Below are 18,759 nucleotides of genomic sequence, written 5' to 3' on the forward strand. Positions count from 1 at the left end.
CAACCGTTCGAAATCCCAACATGAAAAAACTGTTCAGCACGCTGTTCCTGTCCCTGAGCCTGGCGGCCGGCATCGTGGCGCAGTCCGCCTCGGCCGCGCCGGTGGCCGGCAAGGACTACGAGGTGATGAAGTCGCCGCAGCCGATCTCGGCGCCGGCCGGCAAGGTCGAGGTGATCGAGTTCTTCTGGTACGGCTGCCCGCACTGCTACGAGTTCGAGCCGACGCTCGAGGCCTGGGTCAAGAAGCAGGGCGACAACATTGTCTTCAAGCGCGTGCCGGTCGCCTTCCGCGACGACTTCCTCCCGCACTCGGCGATGTACTACACGCTCAACGCGCTCGGCGTGGCCGAGAAGGACACGCCGGCCGTGTTCAACGCGATCCACAAGCAGAAGAACTACCTGCTCACGCCGCAGGCGCAGGCCGACTTCCTGGCCACGCAGGGCATCGACAAGCAGAAGTACCTGGCCACCTACAACTCGTTCACGGTGCAGGGGCAGGTCAAGCAGTCGGGCGAACTGGCCAAGACCTACGACATCCAGGGCGTGCCGACCATCGTGATCCAGGGCAAGTACAAGTCGGGTCCGTCCTACACGGGCAGCGAGGCAGGCACGCCGCCGGTGCTCGACTGGATCGTCCAGCAGGTCAAGGACAAGAAGCTGTAATCCCCACGCCCGAGGCGCCGGCATGACCGCTCCCCCGAAGGTCTTCATCACCGGCGCCTCGAGCGGCCTGGGCCTCGCGCTCGCCGAGGCCTATGCCCGCCAGGGCGCCACGCTCGGCCTGGTGGCCCGCCGCGGCGACAGCCTCGCCGAATTCGCGCGGCGCCATCCCGATCTCCCCATCTCGATCCATCCCGCCGACGTGCGCGACGCCGCCGCCCTGCAGGCCGCGGCCGACGCCTTCGTGGCCGCGCACGGCTGGCCCGACGTGGTGATCGCCAATGCCGGCATCAGCAAGGGGGCGATCACCGGCGAGGGCGACCTGGCGGCCTTCCGCGAGATCATGGACGTCAACTACTACGGCATGGTGGCCAGCTTCGAGCCCTTCGTGGCGGCCATGAAGGCCGCGCGGCGCGGCACCCTGGTCGGCGTGGCGAGCGTGGCCGGCGTGCGCGGCCTGCCCGGCTCGGGCGCCTACAGCGCCTCGAAGTCGGCGGCGATCAAGTACCTGGAGGCGCTGCGCGTCGAGCTGCGGCCCTCGCGGGTCGGCGTGGTCACCATCGCGCCCGGCTACATCCGCACGCCGATGACCGAGCACAATCCCTATCCGATGCCCTTCCTGATGGACGCGGAGCGCTTCGCCGAGCGCGCGCTGCGCGCCATCGCGGCGCAGGACGCGTTCCGCGTGATTCCCTGGCAGATGGGCCTGGTCGCGAAGATCCTGCACGTCGCGCCGCGCTGGCTCTACGACCGCCTGTTCGAGAAGGCGCCGCGCAAGCCCCGCGCGCCGGACCCCAAGCCCGAGGGCTGAGGCCCGGCCGGCTCGCGCGCGACTTCGCGACGACGCCCGCTCCATGGCCGAAGCCCGGAGCCCGGCCGATCACCCCTCGCAAGCTCCCGACGACGCCGGCGCCACGTCGATCCGGGCGCCTTCGCGACGCCCGTCTCCGCCCCGGCAGGCGCCGCGCCGCCATGGCCGACGCCTTTCTGATACGCGCTCACGCCCGGCGCGCTTTGACGGTATGCTAGTCGACCGATGCCCGGGAGCTGCATGGCCGTCGCCGCCCGGCACGCCGATAACAGACACTGCCACGTGGGAGATCTCATGCGTTTCACGACGTTCGCCGCCGCCGCGCTGATTGCGGCCCCGCTCGCCGCCGCCCCCCTCATCGCCCAGGCCAAGCCGCTCACGGTCTGTACCGAAGCGAGCCCGGACGGCTTCGACGTGGTGCAGTACAACTCGCTCGTCACCACCAACGCCTCGGCCGACGTGATCTTCAACACGCTGGTGTCCTACGACGAGGCGAGCAAGAAGGTGGTGCCCTCGCTGGCCGACAAGTGGGACGTCAGCGCCGACGGCCGCACCGTGACCTTCCACCTGCGCCCGAACGTGGCCTTCCAGACCACCGAGGACTTCAAGCCGACGCGCGCCCTGAACGCCGACGACGTCGTGTTCACCTTCAGCCGCATGCTCGACGACGACAATCCCTGGCACAAGGTGGCCGGCGCGAGCGGCTTCCCGCACGCGCAGTCGATGGGCCTGGTGAAGCTGGTGAAGTCGGTCTCGAAGGTGGACGAGCAGACCGTGAAGTTCGAACTGAACGAGCCGAACGCGACCTTCGTGCCGATCCTGACGATGGGCTTCGCCTCGATCTACTCGGCCGAATACGCGGACCAGCTCCTCAAGGCGGGCCGCCAGCAGGACCTCAACGCCAAGCCGGTGGGCACCGGCCCCTTCGTGCTGAAGAGCTACACCAAGGACGCGCTGATCCGCTACGAGGTGAATCCGAGCTACTGGGGCAGCAAGCCCAAGGTCGACCGCCTGATCTACGCGATCACGCCCGATGCCTCGGTGCGCGCGCAGAAGGTCAAGGCCGGCGAATGCCAGATCGCGCTGTCGCCCAAGCCGCAGGACGTGGCCGCCGCCAAGGCCGACAAGGCGCTGAAGGTGGTCGAGACGCCGGCCTTCATGACCGCCTTCGTCGCGCTCAACACCGAGCACAAGCCGCTCGACAACCCGAAGGTGCGCGAGGCGCTGAACCTCGCCTTCGATCGCGCGACCTACCTGAAGGTGGTGTTCGACAATACCGCGACGCCGGCCGTGAACCCGTATCCGCCCAACACCTGGAGCTACGCGAAGTCGATCGCGGCCTATCCCTACGATCCGGCCAAGGCCAAGCAGTTGCTGGCCCAGGCGGGCTTCCCGAACGGTTTCTCGACCACCATCTGGGTGCGCCCGACGGGCAGCGTGCTGAACCCGAACCCGAAGGCCGGCGCGGAACTGCTGCAGGCCGATTTCGCCAAGATCGGCGTGAAGGCCGAGGTCAAGGTGATCGAGTGGGGCGAGCTGATCAAGCAGGCCAAGCTCGGCCAGCATGACATGCTGTTCATGGGCTGGGCCGGCGACAACGGCGATCCGGACAACTACCTGTCGCCGCTGTTCAGTTGCAATGCGGTGAAGTCGGGCATCAACTTCGCGCGCTACTGCGATCCGCAGCTCGACAAGCTGATCGCCGACGGCAAGGAAACGCCGGACCAGGCCAAGCGCACCAAGGCCTATGAAGCCGCGCAGAAGATCATCCACGACCAGGCGCTGTGGATCCCGCTCGGCTACCCGACCGCCTCGGCGATCACGCGGCCGAACGTGAGCGGTTATCACGTCAGCCCGTTCGGGCGCCAGCACTTCGATACCGTCGCGGTGCAGTAAGCCGGCCTTCAGCTGTCGCGGGCGAGCGACGGATTCCTCCGCCTCGCTTGCCCGCTGTCTCGACCCGGCCCGCGCGCGCGATGCGCCGGGCCGCCTGCCTTTCAGCCCCGCGTTCAGCCCCGCGCCGGCCGGAAGCGGAACACACCCGCCTCATCCACCTCGCGCCGCAATTCCCCCGCGTGCCAGAGCAAGTGCAGATGCGCGATCGCCTCGCCCAGCGCGAAGGTCAGCTGATGCACGTCCAGCTCGCGGCGGCGGAACATGATCGGCACCACGTCGGCGGCGCTGGCCGGCCGCTCGGCGCAGAGCTGGCGCACCTCGTCGAGCCGCGCCGCATGATGCTCGCGCAACTGCCCGATGCGGGTGCGCACGCCGCGGAACGGCTTGCCGTGCGAGGGCAGCACCAGCGTGTCGGCGGCCATCGGCTCGTAGCGGCCGAGCGAGTCGAGATAGAGCTGGAGCGGGTTCGCCTCCGGCTCGAGGTCGAACACCGAGACATTGGTCGAGATACGCGGCAGCACCATGTCGCCCGAGATCAGCAGCGCCTCGTCGGCGCAGTGCAGCGCGCAATGCTCGGGAGAATGGCCGAAGCCCGTCACCACCTGCCAGCGGCGTGCGCCGATGGTGACCGTGTCGCCCTCGCGCAGGCGCCGGTAGCGCGCCGGCACGGCGGGCACCAGGTCCGAGTAGTAGCTGTTGCGGTTGCGCAGCTTGTCGAGCTTGGCCTGGTCGGTGAGGCCGTGGCGCGCGAAGTGCTCGGCCGCGGCGGCGCCGCCCGCGTTCGAGCCGTTGCCGGCCGCCATCACCTGGCCGAACATGAATTCGCCGAGCGTCATCCACAGCCGCACCTGCCAGCGCCGGCGCTCGCCGCCCTCGCAGATCCAGTTCGCCAACCCGAGGTGGTCGGGATGGCAATGCGTGACCAGCACGCGCAGCACCGGCAGGCCATCGAGGTGCGTGTCGAATACCTGCTCCCAGTGGCGGCGGATCTCGTCCGACGAAATCCCGCAGTCGATCACGGTCCAGCCCGCCTGCCCGTCGATCTCGTCGCGCAGCAGCCACAGGTTGATGTGGTCGAGCGAGAACGGCAGCGGCATGCGCAGCCAGCGCACGCCCGGCGCGACCTCCAGGAACTCGCCCGCGGCGGGCAGGGTGTCGGCGAACGGGTAGTCGAGTTGGTGTTCCAATGCGTTCATGGCGTCTCGTCGGTTCTTCATGGGCCGCCTGGCGCGGCGTGGGGGGCTCTGCGATTCTAGCGCGTGCGCCGCAACATCGTCGGCGCGCCGCGCCGGGCGCGATCCCGCCCCATCGCGCCGTGGCGGCCGTCGCGCCGCATGACGCACCGCGGCGCCGCGCGGCGCACGAAAAAAGTTCGTGTCACGTTCACGCCCGAACCGCGCCGCTTGCCGGCAGATGCCTGATTCGTCGCCCTATGTCGCCGAACGTCGGCGATCCGGCCCCGGGGCGAGGCTCGGCAACCCGCTCGCGAGGGCGCGGTTTCGGCGCGGCGCGGCGGTAAAATAGCGCCTCGCCCCCGCCACGAGCCCGGACGGACCATGCACCACTTCCCCAAACTGCTGTCGTCGCAAATCGGCTTCGATCTCGCCCAGGCCATGCTGGAGCATTTCGATCGCCATTACCGGACCTTCCGGGACGCGGCCATCGAGGCGAAGGCGCGGTTCGAGGCGGCCGACTGGCACGACCTGCAGCGGCTCGGGCGCGAGCGCATCACCTCCTACGACGAGCGCGTGCGCGAATGCGTGGTCTGCCTGGAAGACGAATACGACGCGGCCGGCCTCGACGACGAGGTCTGGCAGCAGATCAAGCTCCATTACATCGGGCTCCTGACTTCGCACCTGCAGCCCGAGTGCGCGGAGACCTTCTTCAATTCGGTGTGCTGCAAGATCCTGCACCGCTCGTATTTCCACAACGACTTCATCTTCGTGCGCCCGGCGATCTCGACCGAGTACCTGGAAAACGCCGCGCCGGCCGCCAAGCCCACCTACCGCGCCTACTACCCGGCGCGCGACGGGCTGCCCGCCACGCTCGAGCGGATCGTCACGAACTTCCAGCTCGGCGTGCCCTTCGAGGATCTCTCGCGCGACACGGCCTGCCTGCTGCAGGCGATCGACGACGAGTTCGGGGCCTTCGACGAGGCCTTCAACTTCCAGATCCACGTGCTGTCCTCGCTGTTCTTCCGCAACAAGGGCGCCTGGATCGTCGGGCGCATCGTCAACGGCGAGCGCACCCTGCCCTTCGCGGTGCCGCTGCGCCATACCGGCGCCGGCACGCTCGCGCTCGACACGGTGCTGCTGCGCCGCGAGCAGCTGCAGGTGATCTTCGGCTTCTCGCATTCCTACTTCCTGGTCGACATGGACGTGCCCTCGGCCTATGTCGAGTTCCTCGGCACCCTGATGCCGGGCAAGCCGAAGGCCGAGATCTACACCTCGCTGGGCCTGCAGAAGCAGGGCAAGAACCTGTTCTATCGCGACCTGCTGCACCATCTCTCGCATTCGAGCGACCGCTTCGTGATCGCGCCCGGCATCAAGGGCATGGTGATGCTGGTGTTCACGCTGCCTTCGTTCCCCTATGTGTTCAAGGCGATCAAGGACCGCTTCCCGCCGCCCAAGGACACCACGCGCGAACGCATCATGGAGAAGTACCAGCTGGTCAAGCGCCACGACCGGCTCGGCCGCATGGCCGACACGCTCGAATACTCGAGCGTCGCGCTGCCGCTGGCACGGCTCGACGAGACGCTGCTGCGCGAGCTGGAGAAGGAAGCGCCCTCGCTGCTCGAATACGAGGGCGACAGCGTGGTGATCCGGCATCTGTACATCGAGCGCCGCATGACGCCGCTGAACCTGTACCTGCAGCACGGCAGCGACGCCGAGATCGCGCACGGCGTGAAGGAATACGGCAACGCGGTCAAGGAGCTGATCCAGGCCAACATCTTCCCCGGCGACATGCTCTACAAGAATTTCGGCGTGACGCGCCACGGCCGCGTGGTGTTCTACGACTACGACGAGATCGAGTACCTGACCGACTGCCAGGTGCGCCGCGTGCCGCCGCCGCGCAACGAGGAGGATGAAATGTCGGACGAGCCCTGGTACCCGGTCGGCCCGCGCGACATCTTTCCCGAAACCTACGGGCCCTTCCTGCTCGGCGATCCGCGCGTGCGCGAGGCCTTCCTCGCGCAGCACCCGGATTTCTTCGAGCCCGCGCTCTGGCAGGACAGCCAGGCGCGCGTGCTGCGCGGCGAGCTGCCCGACTTTTTCCCGTACGACCCGTCCCTGCGCTTTCGCGCGCGCTACCCGGCGCGCTACGCGCGGCCCGCCGACGCGCAGCGCGCCGCCTGAGCGCGGGACCGAACCACTGAATCCCGGTTTCACGACTTCAACCGATCCATAGTACGCAACAGACCAAACGGACCTCGCGATGAATACCAACGATCACCCGCTCGCCCACCTGTTCGAGAACAACGACGCCTGGGTCAAGCGCAAGCTCGCCGACGACCCGCAATTCTTCGAACGCCTGAAGGACCAGCAGGCACCCGAATACCTGTGGATCGGCTGCTCCGATTCGCGCGTGCCCGCCAACCAGATCATCGGCCTGCCGCCGGGCGAGGTGTTCGTCCACCGCAACATCGCCAACGTAGTGGTGCACACCGACCTCAACTGCCTGTCGGTGCTGCAGTTCGCGGTCGACATCCTGAAGGTCAAGCACATCATGGTGGTCGGCCACTACGGCTGCTCGGGCGTGAACGCCGCGCTCACCAACCGCCGCGTCGGGCTGGCCGACAACTGGCTGCACCACGTGCAGGACGTGCGCGACAAGCACGCCGGGCTGCTCGACCAGTGGCCGGTGGGCGAGGCGCGCTACCGCCGCCTGATCGAGCTGAACGCGATCGAGCAGGTGGTCAACGTGTGCCGCACCACCATCGTCAACGATGCCTGGACGCGCGGCCAGCCGCTCACCGTGCACGGCCTGGTCTACGGCGTGCACGACGGCCGCATGCGCAACCTCGGCATGGCCGTGTCGGCCGCCGACGAGCTGGCCAGCGTCCACCAGCGCTGCGTCGAGACGCTCTCGGCCGGGCGCGCCAGCTCGAGCGACGACAACGACATGGTGGCGGCCGACGCGGCGCAGTTGGCCGACGTCGCGGAACAGGTCGCGAAAACACTCAAGGAGACGAAACATGACCAATGCTGAACATGATCCGGTAGTGATCGCCGCGGCGGCCCGCACGGCCATCGCGAGCTTCCAGGGCGCCTTCGCCACGCAGGGCGCGCCGCAGCTCGGCAGCGCGGCGATCGCCGCGGCGCTGGCGCGCTCGGGCCTGGCCGCCGAGCAGGTCGACGAGGTGGTGATGGGCTGCGTGCTGCCGGCCGGCCAGGGCCAGGCGCCGGCGCGCCAGGCCGCGCTCGGCGCGCAGCTGCCGCAGGCCACCGGCTGCACCACGGTCAACAAGATGTGCGGCTCCGGCATGCGCGCGGCGATGTTCGCGCACGACATGCTGCTGGCCGGCTCCGCCCAGGTGATCGTGGCCGGCGGCATGGAGAGCATGACCAATGCGCCCTACCTGCTGCCCAAGGCGCGCGGCGGGATGCGCATGGGCCACGGCCAGGTGCTCGACCACATGTTCCTGGACGGCCTGGAGGACGCCTACGACAAGGGCCGCCTGATGGGCAGCTTCGCCGACGAGTGCGCGGCCGAATACGGCTTCACGCGCGAAGCGCAGGATGCCTACGCGATCGAGTCGCTGGCGCGCGCGAAACGCGCCAACGAGGACGGCTCGTTCGGCTGGGAGATCGCGCCGTTGACGATCGCCGGCAGGAAGGGCGAAACCGTGGTGGCGCGCGACGAGCAGCCGTTCAGCGCCAACCCCGACAAGATCCCCACGCTGAAGCCCGCGTTCGGCCCGAACGGCACGGTGACGGCGGCCAATGCCTCGTCGATCTCCGACGGCGCCGCCGCGCTGGTGATGATGCGCGCCTCCACCGCCGAGCGCCTGGGCGCCGCGCCGCTGGCGCGGGTGGTCGGCCACAGCACCTTCGCGCAGGCCCCGGCGCGCTTCGCCACCGCGCCGGTGGGCGCCCTGCAGCGCCTGTTCGAGCGCACCGGCTGGCGGCCTTCCGACATCGACCTGTTCGAGATCAACGAGGCCTTCGCGGTGGTGGCGATGGCCGCCATGAAGGAACACGGGCTGCCGCACGAGCGCGTCAACGTCAACGGCGGCGCCTGCGCGCTGGGCCACCCGATCGGCGCCTCCGGCGCGCGCATCCTGGTCACCCTGCTCGGCGCGCTGCGCGCGCGCGGCGGCAAGCGCGGCGTGGCCAGCCTCTGCATCGGCGGCGGCGAGGCCACCGCGATGGCCATCGAGCTGATCTGAGCCCACGGCGCGGCGCGCGGGCGGCGCCATTGCAGCCGCCCGCGCGCCGCGCCGCCCGCTTCAAGCAAGGAGAACGATTCGATGAAAACCGTCCTGATCGTCGGCGCCTCGCGCGGCCTCGGCAGGGAATTCGTGCGCCAGTACCGGCGCGACGGCTGGAACGTGCTGGCCACCGCGCGCGACCCGGCCTCGCTCGACGCGCTGCGCGCGCTCGGCGCGACCGCCCACGCGCTCGACGTGACCGATTCCACCCAGCTCGCCGGCTTCGGCTGGAAGCTCGACGGCGAGCGGCTCGACGCGGCGGTGGTGGTGTCGGGCGTCTACGGCCCGCGCACCCAGGGCGTGGAGACCATCGACGCGGCCGACTTCGACGCCGTGATGCACACCAACGTGCTCGGCCCGATGCAGCTGCTGCCGATCCTGCTGCCGATGGTCGAGGACGCACGGGGCGTGCTGGCCTTCGTGTCGAGCCGGATGGGCAGCACCGGCGGCATCAGCGGCACCACCGGCTGGCTGTACCGCGCCAGCAAGGCCGCCCTCAACAACGTGGTGCGCGTGGCCGCACTGCAGACGCGCGAGGCCACCTGCCTGTCGCTGCATCCCGGCTGGGTGCGCACCGACATGGGCGGCGGCGACGCCGCGCTCGACGCCGAAACCAGCGTGACCGGCATGCGCCGCGTGCTGGCCAGGGCCGCGGCCGACCGCGCCGCCGCCAACGGCCGCTTCTTCCAGTACGACGGCGCCGAGCTGGATTGGTGAGCGCGATGAACGAACGTTCCAGCGAGGCTTCCCGCCCCACTTCGTCCACAGCCGCCGGGCGGCCGGCACTGTGCCCCTGCGGCGGCGCGCAACCGGGCCGGCGGCCCGAGCGCGCGCCGGCCTACGCGGCCTGCTGCGGCACGCTGATCGACGGCGGCACGCCGGCGCCGAGCGCCTGGCAACTGATGCGTTCGCGCTACACCGCCTACGTGCTCGGCGAGACGGCCTACCTTCGCGCCACCTGGGATCCGGCCACCTGCCCGGCCGATCTCGAGGCCGGCGACGGCCCGCGCTGGCTCGGCCTCGACATCAAGCGCTTCGCCGAGCAGGATGCCGCCCACGCCGTGGTGGAGTTCGTGGCGCGCTACAAGGACGGATCTCGCGCGCACCGGCTGCACGAGACCAGCCGCTTCTCGCGCGACGAGCACGGAATCTGGCGCTATATCGACGGCAATGTAAGCGAACGCTGAGTCAACGCCACCGCGGCGGAGGAAGGGTTATTCCCGCATTGCACAAGCTGAATTTGTCGGGCTAGGATGGACCCGGTTTCAAACGAAATGGGTCGCGGGAATCGACATGGTGTTTCGCAAGGTGTTAGCAGCTTGGATGGCGGCGTCTCTGCTGTCGGCCGCCCAGGCCGGCACCTTGTCCGCTGCCGCGGCCTCCCCCGACGCGATCGCGTCGCCCGCCCCGACTTCCTCCACGGCCTCGCTGGCCGGCGCCGAACGGTTCGACTACAACGAACCGGGGCTGCCGCAGATCACGGCCGACATGAACGAGCAGATCATCCGGATCCCCGCCGATCGCGACGGTTCCGTGATGCTCGAGGCCACCGTCTTCAAGCCCAACGGCCCCGGGCCGTTCCCGCTGGTGGTGTTCAACCACGGCAAGAACCCCGGCGACCTGCACGACCAGCCGCGCAGCCGGCCGGTCGCCTTCGCGCGCGAGTTCGTGCGCCGCGGTTACGCGGTGGTGGCGCCGAACCGCGAGGGTTTCGCGGGCTCGGGCGGCACCTACGTGCAGGAAGGCTGCGACGTCGAGCGCAACGGCATGGCGCAGGCGCGCGACGTGTCCGCCACGGTCGACTACATGGCGAAGCAGCCCTACGTGGACGCCAACCGCATCGTGGTGGCCGGCACCTCGCACGGCGGGCTGGTCTCGCTGGCCTACGGCACGGTCGCGGCCAAGGGCGTGAAGGGCATCATCAACTTCTCCGGCGGCCTGCGCCAGGATCTCTGCGACGGCTGGCAGAAGAACCTGGTGAGCGCCTTCGACACCTACGGCGAAAAGACCCAGGTGCCCTCGCTGTGGATGTACGGCGACAACGATTCGGTCTGGTCGCCGGCCCTGGTCGAGCGGCTGCGCGAGGCCTATGTCTCGCACGGCGCGAGCACCCTGTTCGTCGACTACGGCAGCTACAAGGACGACGCGCACCGGCTGATCGTCGACCGCGACGGCGTGCCGATCTGGTGGCCCTCGGTCAACGCCTTCCTCAGCGAGCTGCACATGCCGACCACGGTGCTCTATGCCGTGGCCTGCCCGCACATGCCTTCCGCCTCGGGTTACGCCTCGATCGACGCCGTCGACGCGGTGCCCTACCTCGACGCCGCCGGCCGCGAAGGCTACCGCCACTTCCTGAACCAGCATCCGAGCCGCGCCTTCGCGGTGTCGGCCGAAGGCGCCTGGTCCTGGGCCGAGGGCGGCGACGACCCGATGGCGCTCGCGCTCGAGAACTGCCGCAAGCAGGGCACCGGCGCCTGCCGGCTTTATGCCGTCGACAACCACGTGGTCTGGCATGCCAACGAAGGCACGGCCACCGCCGCGATCGCGCCGGCCGACGGCGCCACCCACGCGCTGGCCAGCCGCTGAGCGGCGCTTCGTAGCACCGCCTTCCTGTCATCCATCGCGCACGCGGCGAGACCCACCGGGCCTCGCCGTTTTGCCATCTGCGTCACCGTTTCCGCTTCGCGTCCACCTTGCGCCGACCTCGCCCCCCGTCGCGTCCGTCGACGACACTTCGCCTGATCGCCGACGCTGCCGGGCGCCTTACGCGCGATAGCCGCATCGATCCCTACCTTTTTCACCGCGCGCCTCCCGCGCCGCTTCCCCTCGATTTCCGTCCGTCGGGTGGCGCCACTTTGCCGTCGTCATCTGCACGCTATCCCGGGCATCGCGCCCGAACCGTCGCGAGCACCCCCAAACCTCGCGCAACTCCATGCCCAGCAAGGCTCCGTGCGTTTGTAACCGATGCTGCGCGAGGCCCGGAATCGCGCTAATCTCTGGCCCGTTTTGGTTTTGCACGCAGGCGCGTCGGTAGCCGGCGCGGGGCGCACGTCGCCCGCCGGCCGCCGCCTCGATGGACCGGCGCGGGGCCGCTGCCGCGGTTCCACCCGAATCTCGTCCGAATCCCGCCGCGCCGCGTCCCGTTCCGGAGCCGTTTTGAGCACACAACCCGACGACTGGGTTGCGCGCAGCCTGCGCGCAGTCTGGCACCCCTGTACGCAGATGAAGCACCACGAGCGCATGCCGCTCGTGCCGGTGGCGCGCGGCGCCGGCCCCTGGCTGTACGAGCGCGACGGCGCGCGCTACCTGGACGCGATCAGCTCCTGGTGGGTGAACCTGTTCGGCCATGCCAACCCGCGCATCAATGCCGCGCTGAAGGACCAGCTCGACACGCTGGAGCACGCCATGCTGGCCGGCTGCACGCACGAGCCCGCCATCGAGTTGGCCGAGCGCCTCGCCGCGCTCACGCGGCACACGCTCGGCCACGCCTTCTTCGCCTCGGACGGCGCCTCGGCCGTCGAGATCGCCCTGAAGATGAGCTTCCACGCCTGGCGCAACGCCGGCCGCGGCGAGAAGCGCGAATTCGTCTGCGTGGCGAACGGCTATCACGGCGAGACCATCGGCGCGCTCGGCGTGACCGACGTCGCGCTGTTCAAGGACGCCTACGACCCGCTGATCCGCCACGCCCACGTGGTGGCCTCGCCCGACGCGCGACAGGCCGCGCCCGGCGAGAGCGCGGCCGAGGTGGCCGCGCGCGCGCTGGCCGCGGTCGAAACGCTGTTCGCCGAGCGCGCCGGCGCGATCGCCGCGCTGATCGTCGAGCCGCTGGTGCAGTGCGCGGCCGGCATGGCGATGCACGACGCGTCCTACGTGAGCGGGCTGCGCGCGCTTTGCGACCGCTACCAGGTGCACCTGATCGCCGACGAGATCGCGGTGGGCTGCGGACGCACCGGCACCTTCTTCGCCTGCGAGCAGGCCGGCGTGTGGCCCGACTTCCTGTGCCTGAGCAAGGGCATCAGCGGCGGCTACCTGCCGCTCTCGCTGGTGCTATCGCGCGACGCGATCTACCAGGCCTTCTACGACGACGACACCGCGCGCGGCTTCCTGCATTCGCATTCCTACACGGGCAATCCGCTGGCCTGCCGCGCCGCGCTCGCCACGCTCGATCTGTTCGACAGCGACGACGTGCTGGCGGCCAATGCGCGCAAGTCGGCGCGCCTGCGCGCGGCGCTCGCGCCGCTCGCCGAGCGCGACGAGGTGCGCCACCTGCGCCAGCGCGGCACCATCCTGGCCTTCGACGTCGCGCTGGATGCCGAGCAGGCGCGCGGTTTCTCGCGCCGCTTCTTCGAGCAGGCGCTCAGGCACGAACTGCTGCTGCGCCCGATCGGCAGCAGCGTCTACCTGATGCCGCCCTACGTGCTCGACGACGGCGAGATCGACTGGCTGGCCGCGCAAACGCGCGCCACGCTCGACGCCACGCTGGCGGAGGTGCGCGCATGAGCACGCCGAACCCGCCGAGCCTGCTTGCCGCGCTCGAACGCGGCCTGGCCGAGATCGACGCGCAAGGGCTGCGCCGCGTGCGCCGCACCGCCGACAGCGCCTGCGGCGCGCGCATGACGGTGGACGGCCGCGAGATCGTCAGCTTCGCCAGCAACGACTACCTGGGCCTGGCCGCGCATCCGGCGCTGGTCGAGGCCTTCGCCGAGGGCGCGCGCCGCTACGGCTCCGGCAGCGGCGGCTCGCACCTGCTGGGCGGCCATTCGCGCGCGCACGCGAGGCTCGAGGACGAGCTGGCGGAATTCTCCGGCGGCTTCTGCGCCGCGCCGCGCGCGCTCTACTTCAGCACCGGCTACATGGCCAACCTGGCCGCGCTGACGGCGCTGACCGGCCGCGGCGCCGAGATCTTCTCCGACTCGCTCAACCATGCCTCGCTGATCGACGGCACGCGCCTGTCGCGCGCCGAGATCAGCGTCTATCCGCACGGCGACATGGACGCGCTGGCCGCGCAGCTCGCCGCCTCGACGGCCGAGACCAAGCTGATCGTGTCAGACACGGTGTTCAGCATGGACGGCACCATCGCCCCGCTGCAGCGGCTGGTGGCACTGGCCGAGGCGCATGGCGCGTGGCTGGTGATCGACGACGCGCACGGCTTCGGCGTGCTCGGCCCGCAAGGGCGCGGCGCGCCGGCCGCCTACGGCCTGCGCTCCGAGCACCTGATCTACGTCGGCACGCTCGGCAAGGCCGCCGGCGTGGCCGGCGCCTTCGTGATCGCGCACGAGACCGTGATCGAATGGATGATCCAGCGCGCGCGAAGCTACATCTTCACCACCGCCGCGCCGCCCTCGGTGGCGCACGCCGTGTCGGCCAGCCTCGCGCTGATCGGCGGCGAGGACGGCGAGGCGCGGCGCGCCCACCTGGCCGCGCTGATCGAGCGCACCCGCGAGATCCTGCGCAATACGCGCTGGCAACCGATCGACTCGCGCACCGCCGTGCAGCCGCTGGTGATCGGCGAGAACGACGCGACCCTGGCCGCGATGCGGGCGATGGACCAGCACGGCCTGTGGGTGCCGGCGATCCGCCCGCCCACCGTGCCGGCCGGCACCTCGCGGCTGCGCGTGTCGCTGTCGGCCGCGCACGACTTCGCGGACCTGGCCCGGCTCGAGGCCGCGCTGAGCGCCGCCGGCGCGGCGGAGGCGGCGGCATGAGCGCGTCCTCCACCGCCTCCACGCTGTCCTGCTTCGTCACCGGCACTGATACCGAGATCGGCAAGACCTTCGTGTCGGCCGCGCTGCTGCACGGCTTCGCGCGGCACGGCCTGCGCGCCGCCGCGATGAAGCCGATCGCGGCCGGCGCCGAGGAACGGGATGGCGTGCTGCACAACGAGGATGCCGACCAGCTCGACGCGGCCGCCAACGTCGCGCTGCCGCCCGCGATCCGCACGCCCTTCATGATGAAGGCGCCGGCCGCGCCGCATATCGTGGCCGCGCAAGAAGGCCTGAAGCTCGAGATCGGCACCATCCTGGCCGCGCACGCGCAAGCCTGCCAGGCCGCCGAGGTGGTGGTGGTCGAGGGCGTGGGTGGCTTTCGCGTGCCGCTCGACGACCGGCTCGACACTGCCGACCTGGCGGTGGCGCTGAAGCTGCCGGTGGTGCTGGTGGTCGGCGTGCGGCTCGGCTGCATCAACCACGCGCTGCTCACCGCCGACGCGATCGCCGCGCGCGGGCTGCGCATCGCCGGCTGGGTGGCCAACCGCGTCGACCCGGCCATGCTCTACGCCGACCAGAACATCGCCACCGTCGCGCAATGGCTCGCGCGCGAGCACGATGCGCCGCTGATCGGCGAGATTCCCCACATGACGCCGCCGCGGGCAGAGCAAGCCGCGGCGGCACTCGACATCGAACGGCTGCTGGCGGCGCTTCGCGGCGCGAACGCCGCGCGGCCCTGACCGACAACCGCTGATCCCCGCCCCTACCGAGGACCCGACCATGACCCAAGCCCAAACCGTGAGCACCGACGCGCGCATCGCACCCGCAGCCGCGCCCGCAGCCGTTCCCGTGGCCGCGCCGGTATCGCCGCGCTGGCGCGTCGCCGACGTCGTCAAGCTCTACGAACTGCCCTTCAACGACCTGCTGTTCCGCGCCCAGCAGGTGCATCGCGAGCACTTCGACGCGAACGCGATCCAGCTCTCCACCCTGCTGTCGATCAAGACCGGCGGCTGCGAGGAGGATTGCGGCTACTGCTCGCAGTCCTCGCATCACGAGACCGAGCTGAAGGCCAGCAAGCTGATGGACGTGAGCGCGGTGCTCGACGCCGCGCGCGCGGCCAAGGCCAACGGCGCGACGCGCTTCTGCATGGGCGCCGCCTGGCGCAGCCCGAAGGAGCGCCATATCGAGCCGCTCACCGAGATGATCCGCGGCGTGAAGGAGATGGGCCTGGAGACCTGCATGACGCTGGGCATGCTGGAGGACGAGCAGGCGCAAGCGCTCTCGGAAGCCGGTCTCGACTACTACAACCACAACCTCGACACCTCGCCGGAGTTCTACGGGCAGGTGATCTCGACGCGCACCTACCAGGACCGGCTCGACACGCTCGACCGCGTGCGCGACGCGGGCATCAACGTCTGCTGCGGCGGCATCATCGGCATGGGCGAATCGCGTCGCGAGCGCGCCGGGCTGATCACCCAGTTGGCCAACATGAACCCGTATCCGGAATCGGTGCCGATCAACAACCTGGTGGCGATCAAGGGCACGCCGCTGGAAGGCACCGCGCCGCTCGACCCGTTCGAGTTCGTGCGCACCATCGCGGTGGCGCGCATCACCATGCCCAAGGCGATGGTGCGGCTGTCGGCCGGGCGCGAGCAGCTCGACGACTCGATGCAGACGCTGTGCTTCCTGGCCGGCGCGAACTCGATGTTCTACGGCGACCAGCTGCTGACCACCAGCAATCCGCAGGCGCAGAAGGATCGCGAGCTGCTGGCGCGGCTGGGAATGCGTGCCGAGTCGGCGCAGCAGATGCCGGCGGAAGCCGCGGCCGAGCCGGTGAAGTGCGCGCATGCGCCGGGGCCGGTGGCGAACTGAGCTTCGGGCTGGCTTGAATGAGATCGGCGCGCCGCGCTTGGGCGCGCCGATTTTGTTTTCGGGCTTGCGGGGAAGTCGTGAGGACCGCTCAGCGAGCCGCGCCGGCCGCGTCGAGGATGGCGCGGACCTTCGCGACCAGGCGCGCGTCGACCGGGCCCCAGGACTCGCCGCGCTCGCGCACGCCGGTGCCGAGGTGGACCGCGCGCACGCCCGTGGCGCGCACGAAATCGCCGATCGAATCGACCGTGAGGCCGGCGCCGGCCAGCACTTCACAGCCTTGGCCAGAGGCACGGCGCGCCAAGCGCGCGATCGTATCGCGGCCGTCGAGCGCGGAAGGATGGCCGCCCGAGGTCAGCACGGAGGTGACGGCCGGCGTCTTCAGCAGCGTCTCGAAGGCGGCGTTGAGATCGCGCGAGACGTCGAAGGCGCGATGGAAGGTGATCGGCTTGCCGCCGGCGGCCTCGACGATGCGCGCCAGCGCGGCGGCATCGATGTCGCCATGGGCGTTCAGCGCGCCGAACACGATGCCCGAGGCGCCGGCGGCGACGGCCGCCTGCGTGTCGCGTTCGAGGATCGCGAGTTCCTCGGCGGTGTAGACAAAGCCGCGGCTATGCGGACGCACGATCACGTTGACGGGAATCGGCACGGCCCGCGCCACCGCCTCGATCAGGCCGATGCTCGGCGTCAGGCCGCCTTCGGCCAGCCCGGTGACGAGTTCGATGCGATCGGCGCCGGCGCGCGCGGCGGTCTGCGCGTCGGACAGCGTGGTGGCGATGACTTCGAGGAGGATGGACGGAACGGGCATGGGGCGGCTCCGGATGCTGGGGCGATCATTGTAGCCATACCCGCGCGCACCCGGCTCGCACCGCTCACACCACCCACTCCCCCTCCCGCCAGTCGATATCCCCGCACAGCACGCGCAGCGCATCGCCGACCCGGATCGCGATCGACAGCGTCACGCAGGGCAGCGCCTCGTTGATCGACAGGTAGGGCTTGGTCACGTGCACGCGCTGCGGTTCGGCGATCGCCGCGCGGAAATACGGGCGCCGAAGCCAGTTCGCGCCCTGCGCCTCCACCAGCGGCAGGAAGCGCGTCTCGTGCTGGGCGCGATCGGCGCGCAGCACCACGTTGCTGCCGGCCTGCCGCCCCTGGCCGTCGAGCAGGAAGCAGCGCGCCGCGTCGTCGAGCGCGAGGAAGTTCCAGCACACCTCGTCCATCGATTCGCCGGCCGCGAGCCGCTCGGCCGCGCGCTCGAAGGCACGCAGGTAGGGCGCGATGCGCTGCGCGTCGCGCCGCTCGCGCGCCTCGGTCTGCAGGCGGTAGCGCTCGGTCAGCTCGCCGATGCAGGCCGAGGCCGTCACGCCGTCGGACAGCCCCGGCGCCGGCCGCCCGAAGAAATAGCCCTGCACGAAATCGGCCTCGCAGGCCAGCGCCACCTGCGCGTCGTGCTCGGTCTCGATGCCCTCGATCAGCACCAGCTTGCCGGCCTCGTGCAGCAGGGTGACCAGCCCGTGCAGGATCGCCAGCTGCCCGCTGCGATGCTGGGCGTGCGAGAGCATGATGCGGTCGAGCTTGACGATGTCGGGATTGAGCTGCCAGATCCGCTCGATGTTCGAGTGCCCGGCGCCGAAATCGTCGAGCGCGATCAGGAAGCCGTGCTCGCGGAAATCGTGCACCGCGTCGGCCAGGCGGTCGAGGTCGTCGGCGCGCTGCTCCAGCACCTCCAGCACCACGCGGCGCGGCGAGATGTCGAGCCGCTTGAGGTTGGCCAGCAGCGCCGCGGCCTGGAACGGGTCGGTCAGCACGCCGGGATGCACGTTGAGGAACAGCCATTCGCGCTCGGCGCCGAGCAGCGAGAAATTCTCCAGGTGCAGGGCCTGGGCCAGCCGGTCGACCTGCATCGCCTCGCCGTGGCGCGCCGCCTCGCCGAACACGTCGAGCGGCGAGACCGGCCGATCCAGCGCGTCGTGCGCGCGCAGCAGGCCCTCGTAGCCGATCGCGCGCTGGTGCGAGAGGCTGAAGATCGGCTGGAACACGCTGGAGAGCGCCAGCTCGCGGTGGCTGGAGGCGACCCGCTCGAAACCCGAGGTGACCTCGCGCTCGAAGCGATAAGGCGAACCCGCGCCGTGCGTCGCCGACGGCGCCGCACGCTCCTGCTGCATGGTCGTCATCATCATGTGGCGACCCTCCCGAATGCCGGCGCCGGACACGGCGCGCGACGCGTAATCGATCCGATCATCATTGCACCCTCGTTTCATTCCATCGTGTTATCAGTCAGCTACAAGCAAGCTTCGTGCTCACTGCGTGGATCGGCGAAAAAGCTTGCTGGTCGCGGCTTCTTGCCGGGTCGCGGTGCCTGCCTCGCACCGATTTGGTGCGAGACGG

The 18,759-nt window shown here is 70.2% G+C and carries 16 protein-coding genes; 13 read left to right on the forward strand and 3 right to left on the reverse strand.

The genetic code is table 11. From position 1 onward, the window contains the following. The first annotated feature begins 20 nt into the window (after nucleotides 1-20). From BM43_RS22395 to BM43_RS22405, 3 genes are all read left to right on the forward strand, one after another. Nucleotides 21-662 carry a thiol:disulfide interchange protein DsbA/DsbL gene (locus BM43_RS22395; RefSeq protein ID WP_013699532.1) on the forward strand — a complete coding sequence of 214 codons (642 nt, stop codon included), beginning with the start codon at nucleotides 21-23 and terminating at the stop codon, nucleotides 660-662. 22 nt (nucleotides 663-684) lie between these two features. After that, nucleotides 685-1,470, forward strand: a complete 786-nt coding sequence (locus BM43_RS22400; protein WP_013699533.1) for an SDR family oxidoreductase — start codon at nucleotides 685-687, stop codon at nucleotides 1,468-1,470. Nucleotides 1,471-1,764: 294 nt separating this feature from the next. After that, the gene (locus BM43_RS22405; protein WP_036048995.1) at nucleotides 1,765-3,366 is read left to right on the forward strand and encodes an ABC transporter substrate-binding protein; all 1,602 of its coding nucleotides are present in this window, start codon (nucleotides 1,765-1,767) and stop codon (nucleotides 3,364-3,366) included. Between the two features lie 113 nt (nucleotides 3,367-3,479). Here the strand turns inward: BM43_RS22405 and BM43_RS22410 are convergent, their stop codons facing one another. Continuing rightward, nucleotides 3,480-4,562: an MBL fold metallo-hydrolase gene (locus BM43_RS22410; protein ID WP_013699535.1), complete on the reverse strand. Its 1,083-nt coding sequence runs from the start codon at nucleotides 4,560-4,562 to the stop codon at nucleotides 3,480-3,482. A 360-nt stretch (nucleotides 4,563-4,922) separates the two neighbouring features. On the opposite strand from BM43_RS22410, the gene aceK reads away from it, so the two are divergent. The 10 genes from aceK to bioB all read left to right on the forward strand — a co-directional run bounded on the left by aceK (nucleotide 4,923) and on the right by bioB (nucleotide 16,374). Further along, a complete protein-coding gene (gene aceK, locus BM43_RS22415; protein ID WP_036048993.1) occupies nucleotides 4,923-6,722 on the forward strand; it encodes a bifunctional isocitrate dehydrogenase kinase/phosphatase in 1,800 nt (599 codons plus the stop codon). A gap of 79 nt (nucleotides 6,723-6,801) precedes the next feature. Then, the gene (gene can / locus BM43_RS22420) at nucleotides 6,802-7,575 is read left to right on the forward strand and encodes a carbonate dehydratase (RefSeq protein ID WP_036048991.1); all 774 of its coding nucleotides are present in this window, start codon (nucleotides 6,802-6,804) and stop codon (nucleotides 7,573-7,575) included. Continuing rightward, the gene (locus BM43_RS22425; RefSeq protein ID WP_036048989.1) at nucleotides 7,562-8,755 is read left to right on the forward strand and encodes an acetyl-CoA C-acetyltransferase; all 1,194 of its coding nucleotides are present in this window, start codon (nucleotides 7,562-7,564) and stop codon (nucleotides 8,753-8,755) included. Before can ends, BM43_RS22425 begins: the two co-directional genes overlap by 14 nt. Nucleotides 8,756-8,836: 81 nt before the next feature. After that, nucleotides 8,837-9,514: an SDR family oxidoreductase gene (locus tag BM43_RS22430; RefSeq protein WP_013699539.1), complete on the forward strand. Its 678-nt coding sequence runs from the start codon at nucleotides 8,837-8,839 to the stop codon at nucleotides 9,512-9,514. A gap of 5 nt (nucleotides 9,515-9,519) precedes the next feature. After that, entirely contained in the window at nucleotides 9,520-9,984 is a 465-nt protein-coding gene (locus BM43_RS22435) for a YchJ family protein (RefSeq protein WP_042284918.1), read from the forward strand. A 106-nt stretch (nucleotides 9,985-10,090) separates the two neighbouring features. Then, on the forward strand, nucleotides 10,091-11,383 hold the full coding sequence (locus BM43_RS22440; protein WP_036048987.1) for a dienelactone hydrolase family protein: 1,293 nt from the start codon (nucleotides 10,091-10,093) through the stop codon (nucleotides 11,381-11,383). Between the two features lie 570 nt (nucleotides 11,384-11,953). Then, nucleotides 11,954-13,297 carry an adenosylmethionine--8-amino-7-oxononanoate transaminase gene (bioA, locus tag BM43_RS22445; protein ID WP_036048985.1) on the forward strand — a complete coding sequence of 448 codons (1,344 nt, stop codon included), beginning with the start codon at nucleotides 11,954-11,956 and terminating at the stop codon, nucleotides 13,295-13,297. Further along, a complete protein-coding gene (gene bioF / locus BM43_RS22450; RefSeq protein WP_036048984.1) occupies nucleotides 13,294-14,502 on the forward strand; it encodes an 8-amino-7-oxononanoate synthase in 1,209 nt (402 codons plus the stop codon). Before bioA ends, bioF begins: the two co-directional genes overlap by 4 nt. Next, the gene (gene bioD, locus BM43_RS22455; protein WP_036048982.1) at nucleotides 14,499-15,242 is read left to right on the forward strand and encodes a dethiobiotin synthase; all 744 of its coding nucleotides are present in this window, start codon (nucleotides 14,499-14,501) and stop codon (nucleotides 15,240-15,242) included. Before bioF ends, bioD begins: the two co-directional genes overlap by 4 nt. Before the next feature lie 40 nt (nucleotides 15,243-15,282). After that, nucleotides 15,283-16,374, forward strand: coding sequence for a biotin synthase BioB (gene bioB / locus BM43_RS22460; RefSeq protein ID WP_036048980.1), 1,092 nt, complete (start codon nucleotides 15,283-15,285; stop codon nucleotides 16,372-16,374). Between the two features lie 88 nt (nucleotides 16,375-16,462). Here the strand turns inward: bioB and BM43_RS22465 are convergent, their stop codons facing one another. Together BM43_RS22465 and BM43_RS22470 are read right to left on the reverse strand one after the other, a co-directional pair. Then, a complete protein-coding gene (locus BM43_RS22465) occupies nucleotides 16,463-17,179 on the reverse strand; it encodes a copper homeostasis protein CutC (RefSeq protein ID WP_036048978.1) in 717 nt (238 codons plus the stop codon). Between the two features lie 64 nt (nucleotides 17,180-17,243). After that, complete coding sequence (locus BM43_RS22470; protein ID WP_370449036.1) at nucleotides 17,244-18,545, reverse strand: sensor domain-containing phosphodiesterase; 1,302 nt, start codon at nucleotides 18,543-18,545, stop codon at nucleotides 17,244-17,246. Nucleotides 18,546-18,759 lie beyond the last annotated feature (214 nt).

It is taken from the genome of Burkholderia gladioli (assembly GCF_000959725.1).
GTDB classification, from domain to species: Bacteria; Pseudomonadota; Gammaproteobacteria; order Burkholderiales; family Burkholderiaceae; genus Burkholderia; species Burkholderia gladioli.